Here is an 18340-nt window from a genome sequence, read left to right as displayed (position 1 = left end):
AATTGCTCGGATGGGGAGGGAGATCATGGACTGGTGTCAGAGACGCTGAATGTTTCCGCAGCTACTCTTGCCCAGCTCGTCCGCCCTCGCTTTCCGGCGACCTTTGACTTCCACCTATCTCATGTCGCCATCGCTTGAACCGGATCAACCCGCGCATCCGCCATCAGGATCCGAACGTTCCGAATCCTTCCTGATCGGCTTGTGCGTGGTGGTTCCTGGTTTCACGGCGGGAGCAGCAATGGATGCTTTCGAGTACGGCTTGACGTTTGGCGGTCTCGCAGTTCCCCGATTTGCGGTGTGGTCTGCATTCGGAATTTTCGTGATCGCCTGCTGCTGCTACGGCGGCTGGCTCCTGGCTGCAAAGCATGAGGCGGAAAACCGCATGCGAAGGTTTCTGCTGGCTACCGTAACCATTCTGATCTGCCAGTTCATCCTGGTGCCCTTCATTGGATTTTTCGCCGTGATCTCGATTGAATCGATGTTCTGAAGGCGAGTCTTGCCCATACCAAAAGCCCCCGCTTTCCTCGCCCGCGTGAACCCGCTGCCTTCGCCGCCTCGATCCTGGGCGGAGATCGATCTTTCCGCCCTGCGCCACAACCTCCGCACCGCCCGCGAGGTCGCCGGCTGTGCCGTGATGGCCGTGGTGAAGGCCGGGGCCTACGGTCACGGGCTGGAAGACGTGGCGCGCAGCCTTGCCGCGGAGGACATCGAGTTTTTCGGCGTCGCCAATGTCGGTGAGGCCCGCCGCATCGCCGATGCGGGCGTGACCACGCGGATCTATTTGCTCGGCGCCACCTGGTCGCAAGAGCGTGCGGAGATTGTCGGCCGCGGCTGGACGCCCTGTCTTTCCTCGCTGGATGAAGCGCGCGAGTTCGACGCCTTGGCGCGAGCCCATGGCAGTCGCTTGAAGGTCCATCTGGCCGTGGACAGCGGGATGGGTCGTGGCGGTTTCGTCGCGGAGGGTTTGCCGGAGATCCTGATGGAGCTTGAGAAGCTGCCGAACTTGGAAATCGAAGGCATCGGCTCGCACCTGCCATCCGCCGATGAGGACGAGGAATTCACGCGCTCCCAGATCGCCCGCTACGTCGGCATCATCGATTCGCTCGGCGGGCCGGAGCGGTTCCGCTGGCGGCATCTTTCCAATAGCGCGGGCCTGCTCGGCTACGACCGCGAATGCTGCAATCTCGCCCGCCCGGGGCTGATGCTCTATGGCATCTCGCCGCTGCCGGGCCATGAGGAGAAACTGCGGAACGTGATGAGCCTGAAATCGCGCGTCACCCTGGTCCGCACGCTGCCGGCCGGTCACGGCGTGTCGTATGGTCGCGCCTTCGTGACCACCAAGCCCACCCGCGTCGCCACCGTCGGCATCGGCTACGGCGATGGCTACCCGCGCGCCGTTTCAGGAAACGGGGCGGAAGCTTTCATCCGAGGAGAACGCTTCCCGATGCTGGGCCGCGTGACCATGGACCAGCTCATGATCGACGTGACCGGCAGCGACGTGGCCGAGGGCGATGAGGTGGAAATGTTCGGCCCGAACATCCGCGTGGACGAGGTGGCGGCGAAGGCCGGGACCATCTGCTGGGAGATCCTCACCGGCATCACCCCGCGGGTGGTGCGGGTTTATCGTTGAGCCATCGCCTCCGCCGACGGATGCTGGCGGCACCATGAGATCGCTCCTCGTTTCACTTGTCGTTGTTGCCACCGCCGCCGCGGCGGATCTGGCTGCCATCCCGTTCAAGACCATCGATGGCAAGGACAAGTCCCTCGCCGACTACAAGGGCAAGGTGGTGCTGGTCGTGAACACCGCCTCGAAGTGCGGCCTCACGAAGCAGTACACGGCGCTCGAGGCGATCTACGACAAGTATCGTAGCAAGGACTTCGTGGTGCTCGGTTTTCCCTGCAATGACTTCGGCAACCAGGAACCCGGCACGGAGAAGGAGATCGAGAAATTCTGCAAGGCGGAGTACGAGGTCAGCTTCCCGCTGATGGAGAAGGTCCACGTGAAGGGCGCGGAGCAGCACCCGCTCTACACCGCGCTGACCGGCAAGGAAGGCGCCTTCCCCGGCGACGTGACGTGGAACTTCGGCAAGTTTCTCATCGGCAAGGACGGCAAACCACTCGCCCGCTTCGAGCCGAAAACCACGCCTGACAGCCCCGAGGTGACCGGCGCCATCGAGAAGGCGCTGGAGTGACAGAAAGCGCTCTCACATCTCCAGCGTCGCCCGGATGGGAAAGTGATCGGAGGGATATACTCCGTTCTTCGAGCTGCGGATGATCCCCGACTCCGATCCTTTCAATTCCGGCGTCGCGTAGATGTAGTCGATCCGGGAGCCGTTCTTCACGCCGGTGAATTGATTGAAGGTTCCCGATTCCTCCGGCGGCGTGTTGGCGTTCAGCGAACGCCACACGTCGCCAAAGCCGGCCTCCTTGATGGCGGCATGGAGCGGGTCATTTTCCGGCGCGTTGAAGTCGCCTGTTAGAATGACCGGCCCGGTCGCCTTGCGTGCGGCGATGCGTGAGAGGATGAGTTCCGTTCCCTTCTGCCGCGCATCCGGCGAGGCGTGGTCGAGGTGGGTGTTGAAGAAGTGGAAGGTCTTCTTGGTCTCGCGGTCGTAGAGCTTCGCCCAGGTGCAGATGCGCGTGACGGTATTGCCCCAGGTGCAGGAGTTGCAGATCTCCGGCGTGTCGGAGAGCCAGAAGGTGCCGCTCTCCTGGACGCGGAAACGATCCGCCTTCACCAGGATGGCGGCATACTCGCCCTGGTCGATGCCGTCCTCACGGCCAACGCCGATCACCGCGTAGCCCGAGAGCCGGTCGGCGAGGTCGTTCATCATTTGCGGCAGGCCTTCCTGGATGCCCACGATATCGGCCGCGTCGTGCTTGATCAGTTCGGCGGCTTGATCGCGACGGGCCGTCCACGCGCGGTCGCCCTTGTCGCCGGAAGTGATGTAGCGGAGGTTGTAGGTGAGCACCCGCAACGGCTTGGCTTCCGCCACACCGAGCGCCAGAAGTCCGACCGCCACGCTCGCAAAGGCTTTCAAGGTCATGACCGAGTGTGGCAATTCCAGCGGACGGCGCAACCGCGGGAATGTGGTCCGCACTCTCCGGGTGCGGCTGAAGCAGTTCTGTCGGTGCCGGAGACCTCGTGGCCACCCGTATCGACCCGCTCACTCCACGCAATTCTTCACCGCTGCCAAGATCACTTCGGCCGCACACGGAGAGTGCGTACCACATTGGGATTGCCGCCACATCCAGCCTTTCGCCAGATGTCGTCATGCGTTTCCTGCTCTGTCTCCCTCTCCTCGCCGCCGCGGAGCCGCTCACCTACGAATGCCGGTTTGCTGAAACGGCGCCGAAGATCGACGGCGACCTTTCGGACGCCGCTTGGGAGAAGATCGCCTGGACCAGCGACTTCACCGACATCCGTGGCAAGGATCAGCCGGCACCGCGCTTCCGCACCCGAGCCAAGATGCTGTGGACCGCGGACGGCCTGCACGTCGCCGCGGAGATGGAAGAGCCGCACGTCTGGGGCACGCTGACGGAGAAGAACGCAATCATCTTCCACGACAACGACTTCGAGATCTTCCTCGATCCCGATGGCGACACGCTCAACTACTACGAGTTCGAGATCAACGCGCTCGGCACCATCTGGGAGCTCACGCTCGACAAGCCCTACTCCAAGGGCGGCAACGCGGTCCACGGCACCAACCTCCCCGGCCTCAAGAGTGCCGTGAAGATCGATGGCACGCTCAACAATGCTTCCGACACCGACACCGGCTGGTCCGTGGAGATCTTCCTGCCGTGGAAAGACCTCGCGAGACATACCGGCAAGCTCCCTTCTCCGCCGAAATCCGGCGACACGTGGCGGATCAATTTCTCCCGCGTGCAGTGGAAGCACCTCGTGAAGGACGGCAAGTATGTCCGCGTGCCGGCGCACGGCGCGAAGATCCCTGACGGCGATCACCCCGAGGACAACTGGGTCTGGAGCCCGCAGGGCGTGATCAACATGCACGTGCCCGAGCAATGGGGCCGGCTGGTTTTCGTGAAGTGATGGGAGCGGAAGCCATGAATGAACTCCATCGCGAAGCCTTCGATTTCCTCTGCGGGACCACGGCGGACTCTGCTCCCCGCTGGAGATTCTGGCAACGGGACACGCACCAAGAATCCGCGATCCGCGCGGCCTGTGCCTGCCTGATGGAAGTGATGCCGGAGGAAGCACTCGCTCAGCTCTGCGTCAGACTCTGGAACGCCGAAGGCGAGCTCCGGGAATCCCTCGCTCCGCTGGTCCTTCATCTGGCCACCCGGCTCGCGCCGCATGCTTGGCCCAGGATCGACGAGTCGATCCGCCTTCACTGGAAGTATCCTGTCCCCATGCTGGTCCCGGATAAGCTGTCCGCGGACCCTGCGATGGTGATCGTCGCCCTTTGCCATCCCCGGGGGAACGTGAGGGAGCATGCCTTGAAGCTCTCACCGGTACTTCCTGCTGCAGCCAAAGTCAGCCTGTTGTTAGTGAGGGTGAACGACTGGGCGGGACCGGTTCACAATCGTGCGGCGGAGCGCTTGTCCGCGGCATTGGACCGCCTTGATCCGAACGAAAGGATCACTCTCGCCCCCTTGACCGCGCGTTTGAGGAAATGCGGGCGTGGGTGCAGCCGGAAACAGATCGAGGGATGGTTTGAGCGGTTGGCGATGAACTTTGATGAAGCGGCGTGGCTCCGGGCGTGGCGGCATTCACGCGGGGAGGATAGGAAGATCTATCTCGAGCTTCTCAAGAAAGTGGACCGGACACCCGGGCCGGAAGTCCGGCGAGCGCTGTTCGGAAGCAACGATCGCGCCGCAATGATGTGGTATTTGAAAGGAGTGCTTCCTCGCCTCAACGACGCGGAACGCAACGAAGCCATTCAAGCCATCGCGCGTTCACGTGCGGTGCCCGTTCGCAGGCACTGGCTGGACCACCGGATCGAGTGTGAACCCGAGGCTGCGGTCGCGGAACTGACGGCCACGCTGACCAGCCCCAGCCGTAGCCTCCGGCATTTCGCCCGCTTCCATCTCGCGCGCCTTTCACCGATGGACTTTGCGGCCTACTACGAGCAGGCCCTCAACGATGCCTCCCTCGAGCCATGGGCGTTGCGCGGTCTCGCCGAGGTCTCGCCAAAGATAGGCCATCAGGAGGCACTCGCCAGACTGACGTCCGAGGTGGGTGCTGTGAGAAAGGCAGCCATCGAATGCCTCGATGCCGAAACACTGGGCAGCCACCTCGATTTTCTCCTTCAAGATTTGGCCTCAAACCAACCGGGTCCCGCCAAGGCGGCTCGGCAACGTCTGAGGAGTATCCTTCCCCTGCTCGGCTTGCATCTGGTGACGAACCCAAGCTCTATCTCCAAACTTGGCGCCGATCAGCAGGCCTACTTCGTCCGGCTCGCGCCGCTGTTCAGCAAATGGCAGGGGCTGGAATTTCTCCTCACCCGGGCGACCGACCCGGGTCTGCGAGATGATGTGTTGGAAGCCCTTGAGAACTGGCGTCGCCGCGAAATCCGCTCCTACATTAAACTCTCCCCGGTTAAGAAAAACGAACTCTTCGGAACCTTGAGAGAAGCCGCTGTTCCCGGAAAGTTGGGAGAGCAGCTTCGCTACACGCTAGAGCGCGCGGAGTAATTTTCGGGACTTTACGTCGCGATTTCCAATAATTCGTGACTTTTTCGCGAGCGTGCGGGTTTCGGTATTTACAAAGACAATGCTGTATTGACATTGTGATGTCGTCATACAGATCTTTGTCGAAGATGAAACCCAAGCTGTTCCCCCTCCTCTTTCCGTTGATTGCCTCGCCGCTTCTGGCAGGTCTTCCCGGCCCCGAACTGGTGAAAGATATCCGCCCCGGAAACTCCGGGTCCATGGAACTCGGTGGGACACCTTCCTTCGGTGGCACGAGCGAGACCCTTTTCATCGGGGCGAACAATGGAAGCCAAGGGAAGGAGTTGTGGAAAAGTGATGGGACCACCGGCGGCACCGTCATGATCAAGGACCTCTGCAGCGGGGCTCACGGGGGCAATCCCCGCTATTTCATGACCGCCGGAAATTTCACCTTCTTCACCGGCCACGACCTGACGCATGGGAACGAAATCTGGCGAACCGACGGCACCCCCGCCGGCACCCTCATGCTCAAGGATATCGTGACCGGAACCGACAGCTCCTCCTATCCCCAGCTCATGGGAACGGTCGGCAACACCCTTTACTTCACGGCGGATGCGGAGCGCCAGCTGAACGGAGATCTCTGGAAGAGCGATGGCACTCCCGGCGGTACGGTGAAAGTGACGGCGATCAATCCTGGCGGAAGGGCCAGTCTCTACTCGGGTGTCGCCCTCGGCGGTACTTTCTATTTCTACGCCTTCCGCGATACCACGGAACTCTGGCGCACCGACGGCACGATGGCCGGAACCCGGCTGGTATCGAAGGCCGATTCTGCGCCCGTCGTGGCGGGGAACCGCCTCTTCTTTTGTTTCAAGGACGCGACCCACGGAAGGGAACTCTGGACCAGCGACGGAACCCCTGAGGGGACCTCCATAGTTGAGGACATCAATGCAGACATCACGAATCGAGGTCCGTCTGGGATGATTGCGAGCGAGAATCTCGTCTACTTCTCGGCTCAAGCCAGCGACGATCCATCTTCATGGGCACTCTGGCGCAGCGATGGAAGTGCGGAGGGCACCTTCCCCTTGCTCCCGCTCGCTGACGGCTTCTACGGCAGCTTCCATACGAAGGGGGACCACCTCTACTTCGCCCCAAAACTCCGGGACGGCACGACCGGGATTTGGAAGTCGGATGGCACGGTGGCAGGGACCCAGCTCCTGAAACCCGGCATCACCGGAACATCGGTGAAGTTCTTATCCAGCGGTGACAAGGACTTCTACTTGTGCTCCTCCCTGGTGGGCCAACTTTGGCAGAGTGACGGCACGGCCGGGGGAACCCGCATGGTCGCCGATCTTTTCATGGGATCGTCAGGCTTCGGCAGCGAGGCCTATCCGCGTACGGTCAACGGGAAGCTCATGTTTGGTATCCACAACCCGGCTACCGGCAAGGAACTCTATTGCTTCAACACTATGGCGCCGTCGATCGCGCCTGCCGTGGTGAGCAAGGTCTCCACCACCGGTGTAAGGGTGGCGGTGGGAGTGAACCCGAATGGCCTCGGGTCCTCCGCCAAATTCGAATATGGACCCACGGAATCCTACGGCTCCACCAAGCCTGTAGTGCTGGCGGGCGGAGAGTTCATTGCACGCTTCCAGGATGTTCCTTTGGAGCTATCGGGACTCAACGCCGGCACTCTTTATCACTATCGCATCACCGCAACCAACAAGGAAGGCACCCGCGTCTCCACCGGCACCTTCCGGACTGCATTCACCCGGAGAACCTGGCAAGATGTCTCGTTCGGAGCCCAAGCCAGCACGGCGATCTCGGCGGATGACCAGGACCCCGATGGCGACGGCCTCAGCAACTTGATCGAATATGCCTTCGCCCTCGATCCGAATCGCGGCGATGTCGCCGGCCTTCCGAAGCCGGGAACGAGCGCCGAAGGGATGGTCTTCGAGTTCACCCACCCAGAGGGCCAGGAGGACCTGATTTATGGGGTCGAGTGGAGCCCTTCCATGGCGCCGGGCAGTTGGACGGCCGTTCCGGATTCAGGCAGTGGAAACTACCACCGGTTTGTCGTGGCGACTGACCAGAAGACCCGCGTCTTCGCGCGCTGGACGGTGACTTCACGTTGATCTCCAGCCTTAGTGCCCCACCACGAATGGTCGCAGCGGCCGGCGGAAGAAGAGCGCACGCGGAATCGCCATGAGGCGGGCCAGCCAGCCGAGCCAAGCCTTGCGCTTGCCTGATGGAGTCGCGGACCTTTCAAGAAGCGCCACCATTTCCGGATGACCGAACATCGCGGCGAACATCACCGGGGTCTTGCCTCCACCTTGATCGGCGAGCGGGTCGGCACCGGCTTTCAGCAAGACGCGGGCAACATCGAGATGACCCTTGAAGGCCACTCCGGCGAGCGGCGTCTGGTCGCGGTCGTTGCGAACGTCGGGCTCGGCACCTTTCTCTAACAGGAGCGCGACGGTTCCGGCATTGCCGTGGTAGGCAGCGAGCATGAGCAGGGTGTTGCCCTTGCCGTCCTTGAGTTCCACCGGCATGCCGGCCTCAAGCATCGGGCGCAGCATTTCCGCGTCGCCCTGGCGGGCGGCATCGAGCGCCATCTGCTGGAGCTCGGCATAGCGCTGTTGTTCGGATTCGGTGACCATGGTGACGTGCTTTAAAGATTGGCGATGGAGCCCGGCTACAGATCCCTCCCCGGTGCTGCGGCCCGACTCCATCGCGAGCGATTTTTTCTCAGACGCCGGCCGGCTCGGCCTGCGGTTCTTCCTGGACGGAGATGTTGTTGGTGACCCCGCCGGCATGCGCCTTCAGCGCCGCGCGGACACCGGCCCCGTAAGCGGGATCCGCCTTGTCAAAATGGACGAGCTGGCGATCGATGATTTCCTGCGGCACGCCTTGCATCGCTTCGGAGATGTTGTTGAAGAGCGCCTGCTGCTGCGATGGACTCATCAGGCGGAAGAGGTTTCCCGGCTGCGTGTAGTCGTCATTGCCATCCCGGTGGTTCCAGCGGTCGGCATCGCCCGAGATCTTCAGCGGCGGCTCGGCGAAGCGATCGTCTTCCGCGGGGCCGTTGAAACTATTAGGTTCATAGTAGGCGCTCGATGACGTGCTGTAGCCGGCATTCATCGAACCATCGAGGTGGTAGTGGTTCACCGCGCTCTTCGGGCGGTTGACCGGCAGCGCCTCATACCAGGTGCCGACGCGATAACGGTGGGCATCCGCGTAGGAGAAGATGCGGGCTTGCAACATCTTGTCCGGCGAGAAGCTGATGCCGGGGACGATGTTCGACGGCGAGAAGGCCGACTGCTCGATCTCCTGGAAGTAGTTCTCCGGATTTCGATTCAGCTCAAGCACGCCCACCGGGATCACCGGGTAGTCGGCATGCGGCCAGACCTTGGTTAGATCGAAGGGATTGAACGGGCACTTCTCCGCGTCTTCCTCCGCCATGATCTGGATCTGCATGTCCCACTGCGGGAAGTCGCCGCGCTCGATCGCTTCGTAGAGATCCTTCTGCGAGGACTCGCGGTCCTTCGCGATGACCTGCTCGCCTTCGCGGTTGGTCATCGTCTTGATGCCCTGGCGGGTCTTGAAGTGGAACTTCACCCAGAAGCGTTCGCCGGCGGCATTGATGAGCGAGTAGGTGTGCGAGCCGTAGCCATTCGTATGGCGATAGCTCAGCGGCAGGCCGCGGTCGGACATCAGGATGGTGACCTGGTGCAGCGACTCCGGCGACAGCGACCAGAAGTCCCACATCGCGGTGGCGCTGCGCATGTTGGTGCGCGGGTGGCGCTTCTGGGTATGGATGAAGTCGGGAAACTTGAGCGGGTCGCGGACGAAGAAGACCGGGGTGTTGTTGCCGACCAGATCCCAGTTGCCTTCCTCGGTGTAAAACTTCAGCGCCCAGCCGCGCACGTCGCGCTCGGCATCCGCGGCTCCGCGTTCACCGGCGACCGTGGAAAAGCGGAGCAGCATGTCGGTCTTCTTACCCGGCGAGAAGACGGCTGCCTTGGTGTATTTCGTGATGTCATGGGTGATCGTCAGCGTGCCGAAGGCACCGGAGCCCTTCGCATGCACCACGCGCTCCGGGATGCGCTCGCGATTCTGGTGGGCGAGCTTTTCGATGAGCTGGTAGTCCTGGAGCAGCAGCGGGCCGCGCGGGCCGGCGGACAGGGAGTTCTGGTTGTCGGCAATCGGGTTGCCACCGGTGGTGGTCATCTGGGGTTTCGCCATGGTCGTGAAATCGGGTTGCGGAACTGATGCTGCCGAATTACGAGCAATTTGTGAAATCGCCGGTTGAAAACGGACCTATTCGAAATTCTTATAGCTCGATGGAACTTCGCCAGCTCGAGCTTCTCGTCAGCGTCATCGAATCCGGCTCGCTGACCGCTGCCGCCGCGAAGCGCCATCTTTCCCAGCCAGCGATCAGCCAGCAGATCCAGGCGCTGGAAGAAGAGATCGGTGAAGCGCTCCTGATCCGACGCGCCCGCGGCGTCGAGCCCACCCTCGCCGGTCGCACGGTCCTGGAGCACGCCCAGCGGCTGCTGGCCGAGCGGGACAAGCTGCGCGACGCCTTCGCCGACCGGCGTGAGCTGCGCCATGGCAGGGTCTCGTTCGGGATCATCCCGACGATCGCGCCCTACCTCCTGCCGCAATGGCTGGGACCTTTCCGGGAACGCTTCCCGGGCATCACCATCGCCATTTCCGAATCGCGTACCGAGGAGCTGATCGCGCAGCTCGTGGAAGGTCGCATCGAATTCGCCGTGCTGAGTGACGTGCCCGAGCACGACCGGCAGAAGTGGTCGCTACAAGTGCGCGAGCTCTTTCGTGAACCGCTGCTACTTGCAGCTCCTAACAATCATCCACTCGCAGAGAGAAGAGCCGCTCCCACTCCATCCGACCTAAAGGCAAACGAGCTGATCCACCTGAAAGGCGGCCACTGTCTCTCCGACCGCACGCTGCGCCTGTGCAAGATCCGCGAGCCCGACCCCGGCCTCCAGTGCGACCAACTCGGCACCGCGCTCTCAATGGTCGCCGCCGGCCTCGGCGTCACCGTGATCCCCAAGCTCGCGACCCGGAACCGCGCGCTGGACGGCATCGTGCTACGTCCCTTTGCCGGCAAGGGCCTGCACCGCGTGATCGCACTCATGAAACGACGAGGCAGCAAGGACACCCCGGCAGCGGCCGAGTTGCTGAAGCTGTTATCGCCGTGATGATCACTCATGACGGGTAGATCCCCAAGAACCTCTCCATGTCCTCGTCCGGCCGGCAGAGGATCACGTCAAAGGGCTGGAGTTCACCATTGGTGAGGTAGCAGTTTCTGCGCTCGGCATCGATTGCCATGATTCCCAAGGCGTAGTTGAAATAGACAACGTGGCCCGAGGGGTCTTTCAGACGAGTCCAGCCGTTGTTGAGAAAGAAGGCGTCAATATCGCGGGGTTCCGCAGGCGCGCCGTGATATTGGGGCTGGGTGAGACAGAAGGAGATTCCGCCATCGGGCCACTCGATGACGGATGCGAGCCGGACGTCGTCACCGAAAACCTCGTTGGCTGCTTGCCAGCGTTCGAGGTATTCGATCGGCGTTGCTGGAAAGAATTCGACGGCGGTCCGTGAGCTTTGTTTCTCCGACCGAAGGTCGACGACTGGAAGATATGTCAGGAGGGGCATCAAGCCAAAGCCTGGAGGGATGGTCAATTTGACCGCCCGCTTGCTGATCGAGTCCAGCTCGACCAAATGCTCGGAACCTCGAAAGACATCCAGCCTCTCCCACGGATCGTCCGAGCGCTTCAGGATCCCAAGTTCGCGAGCAAGAGCATGCGCACATCTGGCTTGGTTTTTGATCTCACCAAGCCGGGTGTCTCCATCACATGTGCCGTGATCCACACAAAGCTCGCGTAGTCGCTCGAGGAAGGCCTCAAGCGAATCGGCTGCACCGGCTTGGAAACCGGCGTCGCTGCTTTTTTTTCCGGACTCACAACACCCGCAGGATAGCTTGTTTGGAGTCAGCGTCAATGGACGACTCCCGCCGCGGTTCTCCGCCAGACCCGTATGCCTAACAGGACCGCAGTCATCGTGAGCCCCGCGGTGATGCCCCACCACATGCCGGTGACCCCGAATTTGAGCGGATGCGCGAGCACCCAGCCGAGTGGGATCGAGACCACCCAATAGGCCCAGAAGGCGATCCATGCGGGCGTGTGGACATCGTCCAAGCCGCGCAACGCTCCTGCCGAGATGATCTGCATAGCATCGCAAAATTGGAAGGCGGCTGCCACGATGAGCAGCGCGGCCGCCGCTTCGAGAACCTCGCCGGATGGGTCGCCCTTGATGAAAGCGCCGGCGAGCTCGCGGTTGAAGAGCACGAAGCTTGTCGCGCTGAGCACGGTGAAGGCCACGCCCATCGCCCAGCCGCTGGTCACGATGGTGCGCATCACGCCGTAGTTCTTCGCGCCGAAGGCCTCGCCGATGCGTACCGTCAGAGCCATCGAGATCCCGAGCGGCACCATGAAAATGGTCGCCGCGCAAGTGATCGCCACCTGGTGCGAGGCCAGCGCTGCCTGGCCCATATTGCCGATGATGAAGGTGGCCATCACGAAGGCGCTGACTTCCGCGAGCAATTGCATGCTGGCGGGGAAGCCGGTGCGGAGCAGGCTTTTCACTGCAACCCAGTCCGGAGCGCGGAACCACCGCTGTGGCACCCATTCCCGGATGCCCGGGTCGCGCAGGCACCACCAGATCATGCCAGCCAGCGAGGCGGTGCGCGAGATGATCGTGGAAATCGCGGCACCCTCCAGGCCCAAGGCGGGCATCCCGAGCTTGCCGAAGATCATCACCCAGTTCAGGAAGATATCGAGGAACACCGCGCCCAGCGAGATCCAGAAGACCGGCCAGGGACGGTTCATCGCATCGGCGTGATTCTTCACCGCCATCGAGACCATCGCCGGGATCATCGAAACCGCGATCAGCACGAAGAAGGTCGGCGCGATGGCCACCACCCGCGGGTCCTGCTTGAAGAGATGCAGGAAGGGCAGCAGCGCGAAGGCCAGCGCGACCGTGAACAGGCCGAGGCCAAAGGTGATATAGATGCCGTGACGCAAGGCCGCGCGGGCGGCGGCGGGTTCATTCGCGCCACGGGCCTGCGAGACGCGGATCGACACGGCCATCGACATGCCGATGCCGAGCATCATCGGCAGGTAAATGATCGTGTTCGCGAAGGACGAGGCGGCGAGCTGGGTGACGCCGAGCCACCCGAGCATCAGCGTATCGGAAAGGCCGATGAGCATCTGGCCGAGGTGGCCGATGATGAGCGGGATCGCCAGCCGGATGGTGGTGCGGCTTTCGGCAAGGAGCAGAGACGGGGTCATGGAGAATCGGAAAAGGCTTGAGCGTGGAGAAACAAAAAGCCCGCTGGCGGGAGCCAAGCGGGCGGGGACAGGCGGCGATCGCGTTATTTCCGATCCATCACGACATGTCCCCGCAGACGACAGCAATGTCGTCAATGGCGGCAGGCATGCGAAACTTCTCCATAGGTTCGGGCACAGGGGTAGCGGTAGGCTGGCGGGCTGTCAAACTTGCCGATCGATTCGATTCCGTCACTCCACCTTTCGTTCCATTCAATCTGGAGGTCATCGCGGCCATGAAGAATGCCACCGCTCTCTTAACGAAAAAGGCGGGCCTCCGCGAGGAGGTCCGCCTTGGGAAAAAATCCGGGTGTTGCCGGGGCTGGGTATTACCAGCGACGGCCACCGCCGCCGCCGCCACCACCGTAGCCGCCCTTGCCACCACCGCCACCACCGCCGCCGCCGTAGCCGCCCTTGCCGCCACCGCCGCCGCCACCACCACGGCGTTCGCCGTAGCCACCACCGCCGCCGCCACCGCGACGTTCGCCACCGCCGCCGCCGTAGCCACCACCGCCACCAGAGCGCTCTTCGCGCGGGCGGGCTTCATTCACGGTCAGATTGCGGCCGCCGAGGTCTTGGCCATCCAGGCCCTTGATCGCGGCATCCATTGCTTCCTTGCTGCCCATCGTAATGAAGGCAAAGCCGCGCGGGCGGCCGGTTTCACGGTCCATCATCAAGGCGACATCAGTCACTTCACCGAATTGGCCGAAGGCTTCGCGCAGGTCATCTTCGCTGGCGGAAAAGGGGAGGTTCCCCACATACATCTTACTCATTGCTAGTCAATTGGCCCGAAATCCTACTTCTCTTCGACTGTCCCCGACGAACCGGGTTTCAGATCACCACCGAATGCAACCACCCGTCTGATGACCCTCCATGCCTTGAATCTGCCAGGTGGCGAGCGCGGGGTTATGCTGACCACTTAAGGGCAAATCACAAGCTTAGAATTTCAAAAAGAATCCTTTGAGATTCCAAGCAATCGGGCAAAAGTACCTGTTGCGACATTGACCGGGCCTGAAAAGTGGGCTATCGGTCCTCGCCCCTACGGGCATAGAACTTCATGAAATTGAGCATTCCCTCCGGGCGTGTTGATTGGATCAACACCGGGTTCCTCGGCACTATCACCCTGCTTGCGATTGTCGCGGCGCCCATCTTCCTGTGGCACTACGATGGCGGGCCTCTCCTGTGGAGCCTCTTTGCCTTCTACTGCATCGCGACTGGCATGAGCATCACGCTCGGCTACCACCGCTTGTTCTCGCACCTCTCGTTCAAGGCCAAGTGGCCGGTGAAACTCTTCACCCTGGTCTTCGGTGCCTGTGCCTTTGAAAACTCGGCGCTGAACTGGTGCTCCGACCACCGCCGCCACCACAAGCACACCGACCACGACGACGATCCATACGACATCTCTAAGGGCTTCTTCTGGGCCCACGTCGGCTGGATCCTCTTCAAGACCCTGCCCGAGCCGCCGCTCGATAACGTCAATGACCTCCGCAAGGACAAGCTGGTCATGTGGCAGCACCGCTGGGACAAGCTGATCGCCCTGGTCGTCGGTCTCCTGCTTCCCGCCGTGATCGGTTACTTCTTTGCCGGTGGAGCCATCGGAGCCCTCGCCGGCTTCCTGATCGTCGGCGTGCTGCGCGTCTTCTGCGTCCAGCAGTGCACCTTCTTCATCAATTCGCTCTGCCACACCATCGGCCGCCAGCCTTATTCCACCCGCTGCAGCGCCCGTGACAGCTTCGTGATGTCGCTCGTCACCTTCGGCGAGGGCTACCACAATTATCACCACGAGTTCCAACACGACTACCGCAATGGCGTGAAGCCGTGGAACTTCGACCCCACCAAGTGGGCGATCTGGGGACTCTCGAAAATCGGCCTGACCAGCGAGCTTCGCCGCGTGCCCGCCACAAAGGTGCTGCTCGCCGAGATGGCCGAAGCCCGCCGCCGCGCGAACCAGGAGCTGGAGCGCCTGCAAGCCGAGGGCGACCACCCGCTTCGCGACAAGGCCCTCGAGGCCATGAACGCCCTGATCGAGCGTCTGAGCGCCAACTACCACGAGCTTGAAAAGGCGATGGCCGACCGCGTGGACCTCTCCCGCAATGCGCTGCGCCGCTGGAGCAAGGAGACCCGCGAGATGCTCCAGCACCTCTCCGAGATCCGCCGCGGCCGCATGGTCAGCGCCGGAGCTTGAGCCGATCTTTTCCAAAAAGGCCGTCCGGGATTCCGGGCGGCCTTTTTCGTTTCATGGCGGCCGCGTGCCCTCGGGCATGGTTGGGGCTTGGAAGTTCCAGACCGCTCCCTAGGGTTTGCCCCCGATGGAGCCGCTGAGTGTTGATGGCAAATTCTTCCGGTCCGGGGGAAGGCGCTTCGACGTCCGGGCGGTGACCTACGGTCCGTTCCCCGGCGGCTGGCCGGACGACTTCGCGGCCGATTTCGAAAGGATCGTCGCGGCCGGATTCAATGCCCTGCGGCTCTACGAAATGCCGGACCGGCGCTTGCTGGATGCCGCCCTGGCGCACGGCCTTCGCGTCTTCGGCGGCCTGCGCTGGCCGCAGGCAGTCGATTTCCTCAAGGACGATCGCGTCCTTTCCGCCGCCCAGGTCTCGCTGGCGGAAAGCCTGCGCGCCTTGGAAGGCCATCGCGCGCTGGCCGGGGTATTCGTCGCCAATGAGGTGCCCGCCGACCTCGTCCGCTGGATGGGGCCGGTGCAAGTCCGCCAGGCGCTCGAAGGACTGATCGCGCTCGGGAAGGAGCTCCGGCCGGACCTGCTATGGTGCTACGGCAACTACCCGAGCACCGAGTACCTCGAACCGGAGAATGCCGACTTCACCGCCTTCAACGTCTATCTCGAGAGCGAGACCGCCTTCCGCAGCTACCTGCGGCGGCTGCACCACATCGCCGGCGACCGACCGGTGCTGATCTCGGAGTTCGGGCTCGATTCGCAGCGCAATGGCACAGCGAAGCAGGCCGAGATTCTCGCCTGGGCCATCCGCATCGCCCGCGAGGAAGGCATGGCCGGCATGACGGTCTATGCCTGGAGCGACCGCTGGTGGAATGCGGGCATCGAGGTGCTCGATTGGGACTTCGGCCTGATCGACCGCGAGAGCCGCGAGAAGCCGGCGCTCGCCGCGGTGCGGGGAGCGTGGAGAGATCATGGATGGCAGATGGTAGATGGCAGATTCTCGGTCATTGTCTGTACCCGCAATGGCGCCTCGCGGATCGCTGCTTGCGTGGCGGCCTTGGAGAAGCAGACCTTGCCGGCGCACGAGATCATCGTCGTGGATGACGGGTCGACCGATGGCACAACGGAGCTCGTCGCCGCCCGTTTCCCCAAGGTGCGCTTGCTGACGCTGGAGCCCGGCGGCCTGAGCGCCGCTCGCAATGCAGGTGCCGAGGCCGCCACGGGAGAAATCCTCGCCTACACCGATGACGACTGCGAGGCGGACGAAGGCTGGCTGGCCGGCCTGGCCGGCGCCTTTGCCAAGGGCTGGGATGCTGCCGGCGGCCCGAATCTCCCGCCACGCCCGCAGACGGACGCCGAAGCGATCGTCACCGCCGCGTCCGGTGCCCCGAGCCACGTGATGCTCGACGATGCCGAGGCCGAGCACCTGCCCGGGTGCAATATTTCAGTACTACGGACGGCGTACTTCGACATCGGCGGCTTCGATCCGCAATTCACCACCGCCGGTGACGACGTGGACTTCTGCTGGCGACTGCGCGACAAGGGCTACCGTCTCGGATTCGCGCCGACCGCCTTCGTCTGGCACCACCGCAGGCCTTCACTGCGCGGCTTCCTCCGCCAGCAGATCGGCTACGGCAAGGCGGAAGCCCTGCTCATCGCGAAGCACCCGCAGCGCTTCACCGCGGCCGGCGATGCGAAGTGGGACGGCTTTGTTTACTCCGGCGGACCCGTGCGCGCCGTCGAAGGCTCGATCATCTACTTCGGTCGCATGGGACAGGCCGGCTACCAGGGCGTGACCGATCGCATGCAACCGCTGCGCCCGCTCGATGCCCGCTTCGACGATTTCATCAGTCACCAGCGGCTCAACCTGCTGGAGTGGCTGCAACCGCGGCTGCGCTCGTGGTACCGCTGCCAGCACTGGACGGGCCGCTCCACGAATCATCACCGCCCCGCTCCCCGGCCGGACACGGAATTCCCGATCTGGTCGCCGGATGGAGAAACGCGCGACGACTTCCTCCAGCAGCTGCTCACCGCGGGCTGGAAAGCGGGCGGAGAAAGCGATGCCTGGGACGTGGAGAAAGACGGCACGCGCCTGCTACTTGCCACCGAGCGCGGCGACGGCATTGGCAAGCGGACGCTGGTGCGGGTGTGGGGCGATGCGAGGCTACTCCCCTTTGGGCGGCACTGACTTTGGCAACGGCGTGATCTCGCCCTTCGCCGGATCGACTTCGAACCACCGTGCCGCGTCGCGGATGTAAATCAACGCGCGGCCACCATCCGGCGACAACGCCACATGGCATCGCGACGAGGATTCCTCAAGTTCGTCCCACTTGAGCGGCGAACCGGCTTCGAATGCATCCGCATTGGGAACCCGCACGATTTGTCCCCAGCCGCTGCCTCCCAAGCGGCTGCGCTCGACGACCAAGTGATCCTTCAGGGGCAAGATGCCATTCGCTCCCGTGCCCGAGCTGTTTCCGGGCCCTGTCTCGAGTTCGGCCAAAGGCCAGATCCGGGTACCCGTCAGGACAAAGGGAACCTCCTCCGAGTCGCCTACTTCGACTCCGCCTTTCCAGACATCCCCATGGAGCGTGAAGTAGAGGTTTCCCGCGGCATCGAAGACCGGGTTCTCCGCTCCGTTGGCACGGCGGTTGTATACCTTCCCCGGTTTCCCTTCCCTACTCGCCATGGCCCACCACGATGCGGTACCTTCCTCGGTCGAGGTAACAAAAACCGCCATCCCGGACTTCGGATCCACGGCGACGTCCTCCAGCGATTCTCCCTCAGGCGGCGTCCATACCTTCCGCCATGCCTGCTCCGTCGGCGCACCCGGCTTCCACGCCATCGCGCCCTCTTCTCCGGCCACGATGATTTCCTCCCCGGCTCTCGCCACCGAGGCATTCGTCGGGGCAAAGCCTTCGGGATAGGTCAGCAACGTCGCGGGTGCCTCGGATCCCGGCGTCACGATTTGAAGAACTGCGTCCTCCGCATACAAAATCCGGCCATCCGGCAAAAAGGCCGCGCTGCCGGCCGATAGCGGACTGATGCCAGTACAGGCGACAACGGCGATCCATGGAAGCATCCTCATGTTTTCAATCTAGGGAACGGCCATGACCGGTCAATCTCCGCAACT

At 62.8% G+C, this 18340-nt stretch carries 16 protein-coding genes; 9 read left to right on the top strand and 7 right to left on the bottom strand.

The window, feature by feature from the left end; translation table 11 throughout:
- Positions 1–121: 121 nt before the first annotated feature.
- Genes OKA05_RS05420 through OKA05_RS05410 form a run of 3 tightly spaced genes read left to right on the top strand, consistent with a single transcriptional unit; the run spans position 122 to position 2192 of the window.
- Positions 122–487: a hypothetical protein gene (locus tag OKA05_RS05420; RefSeq protein WP_264486091.1), complete on the top strand. Its 366-nt coding sequence runs from the start codon at positions 122–124 to the stop codon at positions 485–487.
- Between the two features lie 45 nt (positions 488–532).
- Complete coding sequence (alr, locus tag OKA05_RS05415) at positions 533–1630, top strand: alanine racemase (protein WP_264486090.1); 1098 nt, start codon at positions 533–535, stop codon at positions 1628–1630.
- 34 nt (positions 1631–1664) lie between these two features.
- On the top strand, positions 1665–2192 hold the full coding sequence (locus tag OKA05_RS05410) for a glutathione peroxidase (RefSeq protein ID WP_264486089.1): 528 nt from the start codon (positions 1665–1667) through the stop codon (positions 2190–2192).
- Positions 2193–2204: 12 nt separating this feature from the next.
- Here OKA05_RS05410 and OKA05_RS05405 read toward each other — a convergent pair whose 3' ends face one another.
- Entirely contained in the window at positions 2205–3047 is an 843-nt protein-coding gene (locus tag OKA05_RS05405; RefSeq protein ID WP_264486088.1) for an endonuclease/exonuclease/phosphatase family protein, read from the bottom strand.
- Positions 3048–3274: 227 nt separating this feature from the next.
- On the opposite strand from OKA05_RS05405, the gene OKA05_RS05400 reads away from it, so the two are divergent.
- The 3 genes from OKA05_RS05400 (at position 3275) to OKA05_RS05390 (ending at position 7760) form a co-directional block, all read left to right on the top strand.
- Entirely contained in the window at positions 3275–4051 is a 777-nt protein-coding gene (locus tag OKA05_RS05400) for a carbohydrate-binding family 9-like protein (protein ID WP_264486087.1), read from the top strand.
- 320 nt (positions 4052–4371) lie between these two features.
- On the top strand, positions 4372–5655 hold the full coding sequence (locus OKA05_RS05395) for a hypothetical protein (RefSeq protein WP_264486086.1): 1284 nt from the start codon (positions 4372–4374) through the stop codon (positions 5653–5655).
- A 125-nt stretch (positions 5656–5780) separates the two neighbouring features.
- Entirely contained in the window at positions 5781–7760 is a 1980-nt protein-coding gene (locus tag OKA05_RS05390; protein WP_264486085.1) for a hypothetical protein, read from the top strand.
- A 9-nt stretch (positions 7761–7769) separates the two neighbouring features.
- Here the strand turns inward: OKA05_RS05390 and OKA05_RS05385 are convergent, their stop codons facing one another.
- Together OKA05_RS05385 and OKA05_RS05380 are read right to left on the bottom strand one after the other, a co-directional pair.
- Positions 7770–8285, bottom strand: coding sequence for an ankyrin repeat domain-containing protein (locus OKA05_RS05385; RefSeq protein WP_264486084.1), 516 nt, complete (start codon positions 8283–8285; stop codon positions 7770–7772).
- 88 nt (positions 8286–8373) lie between these two features.
- Positions 8374–9870: a catalase gene (locus tag OKA05_RS05380; protein ID WP_264486083.1), complete on the bottom strand. Its 1497-nt coding sequence runs from the start codon at positions 9868–9870 to the stop codon at positions 8374–8376.
- A 98-nt stretch (positions 9871–9968) separates the two neighbouring features.
- Between OKA05_RS05380 and OKA05_RS05375 the strand changes: the two genes are divergently transcribed.
- Complete coding sequence (locus tag OKA05_RS05375) at positions 9969–10850, top strand: LysR family transcriptional regulator (RefSeq protein ID WP_264486082.1); 882 nt, start codon at positions 9969–9971, stop codon at positions 10848–10850.
- A gap of 7 nt (positions 10851–10857) precedes the next feature.
- On the opposite strand, the gene OKA05_RS05370 is transcribed toward OKA05_RS05375, so the two are convergent.
- The 3 genes from OKA05_RS05370 to OKA05_RS05360 all read right to left on the bottom strand — a co-directional run bounded on the left by OKA05_RS05370 (position 10858) and on the right by OKA05_RS05360 (position 13807).
- Entirely contained in the window at positions 10858–11649 is a 792-nt protein-coding gene (locus OKA05_RS05370) for a hypothetical protein (protein ID WP_264486081.1), read from the bottom strand.
- The gene (locus OKA05_RS05365; protein ID WP_264486080.1) at positions 11646–12998 is read right to left on the bottom strand and encodes an MATE family efflux transporter; all 1353 of its coding nucleotides are present in this window, start codon (positions 12996–12998) and stop codon (positions 11646–11648) included. The genes OKA05_RS05370 and OKA05_RS05365 overlap by 4 nt, the downstream gene beginning before the upstream one ends.
- Positions 12999–13363: 365 nt before the next feature.
- Positions 13364–13807: an RNA recognition motif domain-containing protein gene (locus tag OKA05_RS05360; RefSeq protein ID WP_264486079.1), complete on the bottom strand. Its 444-nt coding sequence runs from the start codon at positions 13805–13807 to the stop codon at positions 13364–13366.
- 284 nt (positions 13808–14091) lie between these two features.
- On the opposite strand from OKA05_RS05360, the gene OKA05_RS05355 reads away from it, so the two are divergent.
- The gene (locus OKA05_RS05355; RefSeq protein WP_264486078.1) at positions 14092–15219 is read left to right on the top strand and encodes an acyl-CoA desaturase; all 1128 of its coding nucleotides are present in this window, start codon (positions 14092–14094) and stop codon (positions 15217–15219) included.
- A 124-nt stretch (positions 15220–15343) separates the two neighbouring features.
- The gene (locus OKA05_RS05350) at positions 15344–17398 is read left to right on the top strand and encodes a glycosyltransferase (RefSeq protein WP_264486077.1); all 2055 of its coding nucleotides are present in this window, start codon (positions 15344–15346) and stop codon (positions 17396–17398) included.
- On the opposite strand, the gene OKA05_RS05345 is transcribed toward OKA05_RS05350, so the two are convergent.
- The gene (locus OKA05_RS05345) at positions 17375–18295 is read right to left on the bottom strand and encodes a YncE family protein (protein ID WP_264486076.1); all 921 of its coding nucleotides are present in this window, start codon (positions 18293–18295) and stop codon (positions 17375–17377) included. The genes OKA05_RS05350 and OKA05_RS05345 overlap by 24 nt on opposite strands.
- Between the last annotated feature and the right edge of the window lie 45 nt (positions 18296–18340).

It is taken from the genome of Luteolibacter arcticus (assembly GCF_025950235.1).
In the GTDB taxonomy this organism is placed as follows: Bacteria; Verrucomicrobiota; Verrucomicrobiia; order Verrucomicrobiales; family Akkermansiaceae; genus Haloferula; species Haloferula arctica.
This window is presented reverse-complemented; position numbering and strand designations above follow the sequence as displayed.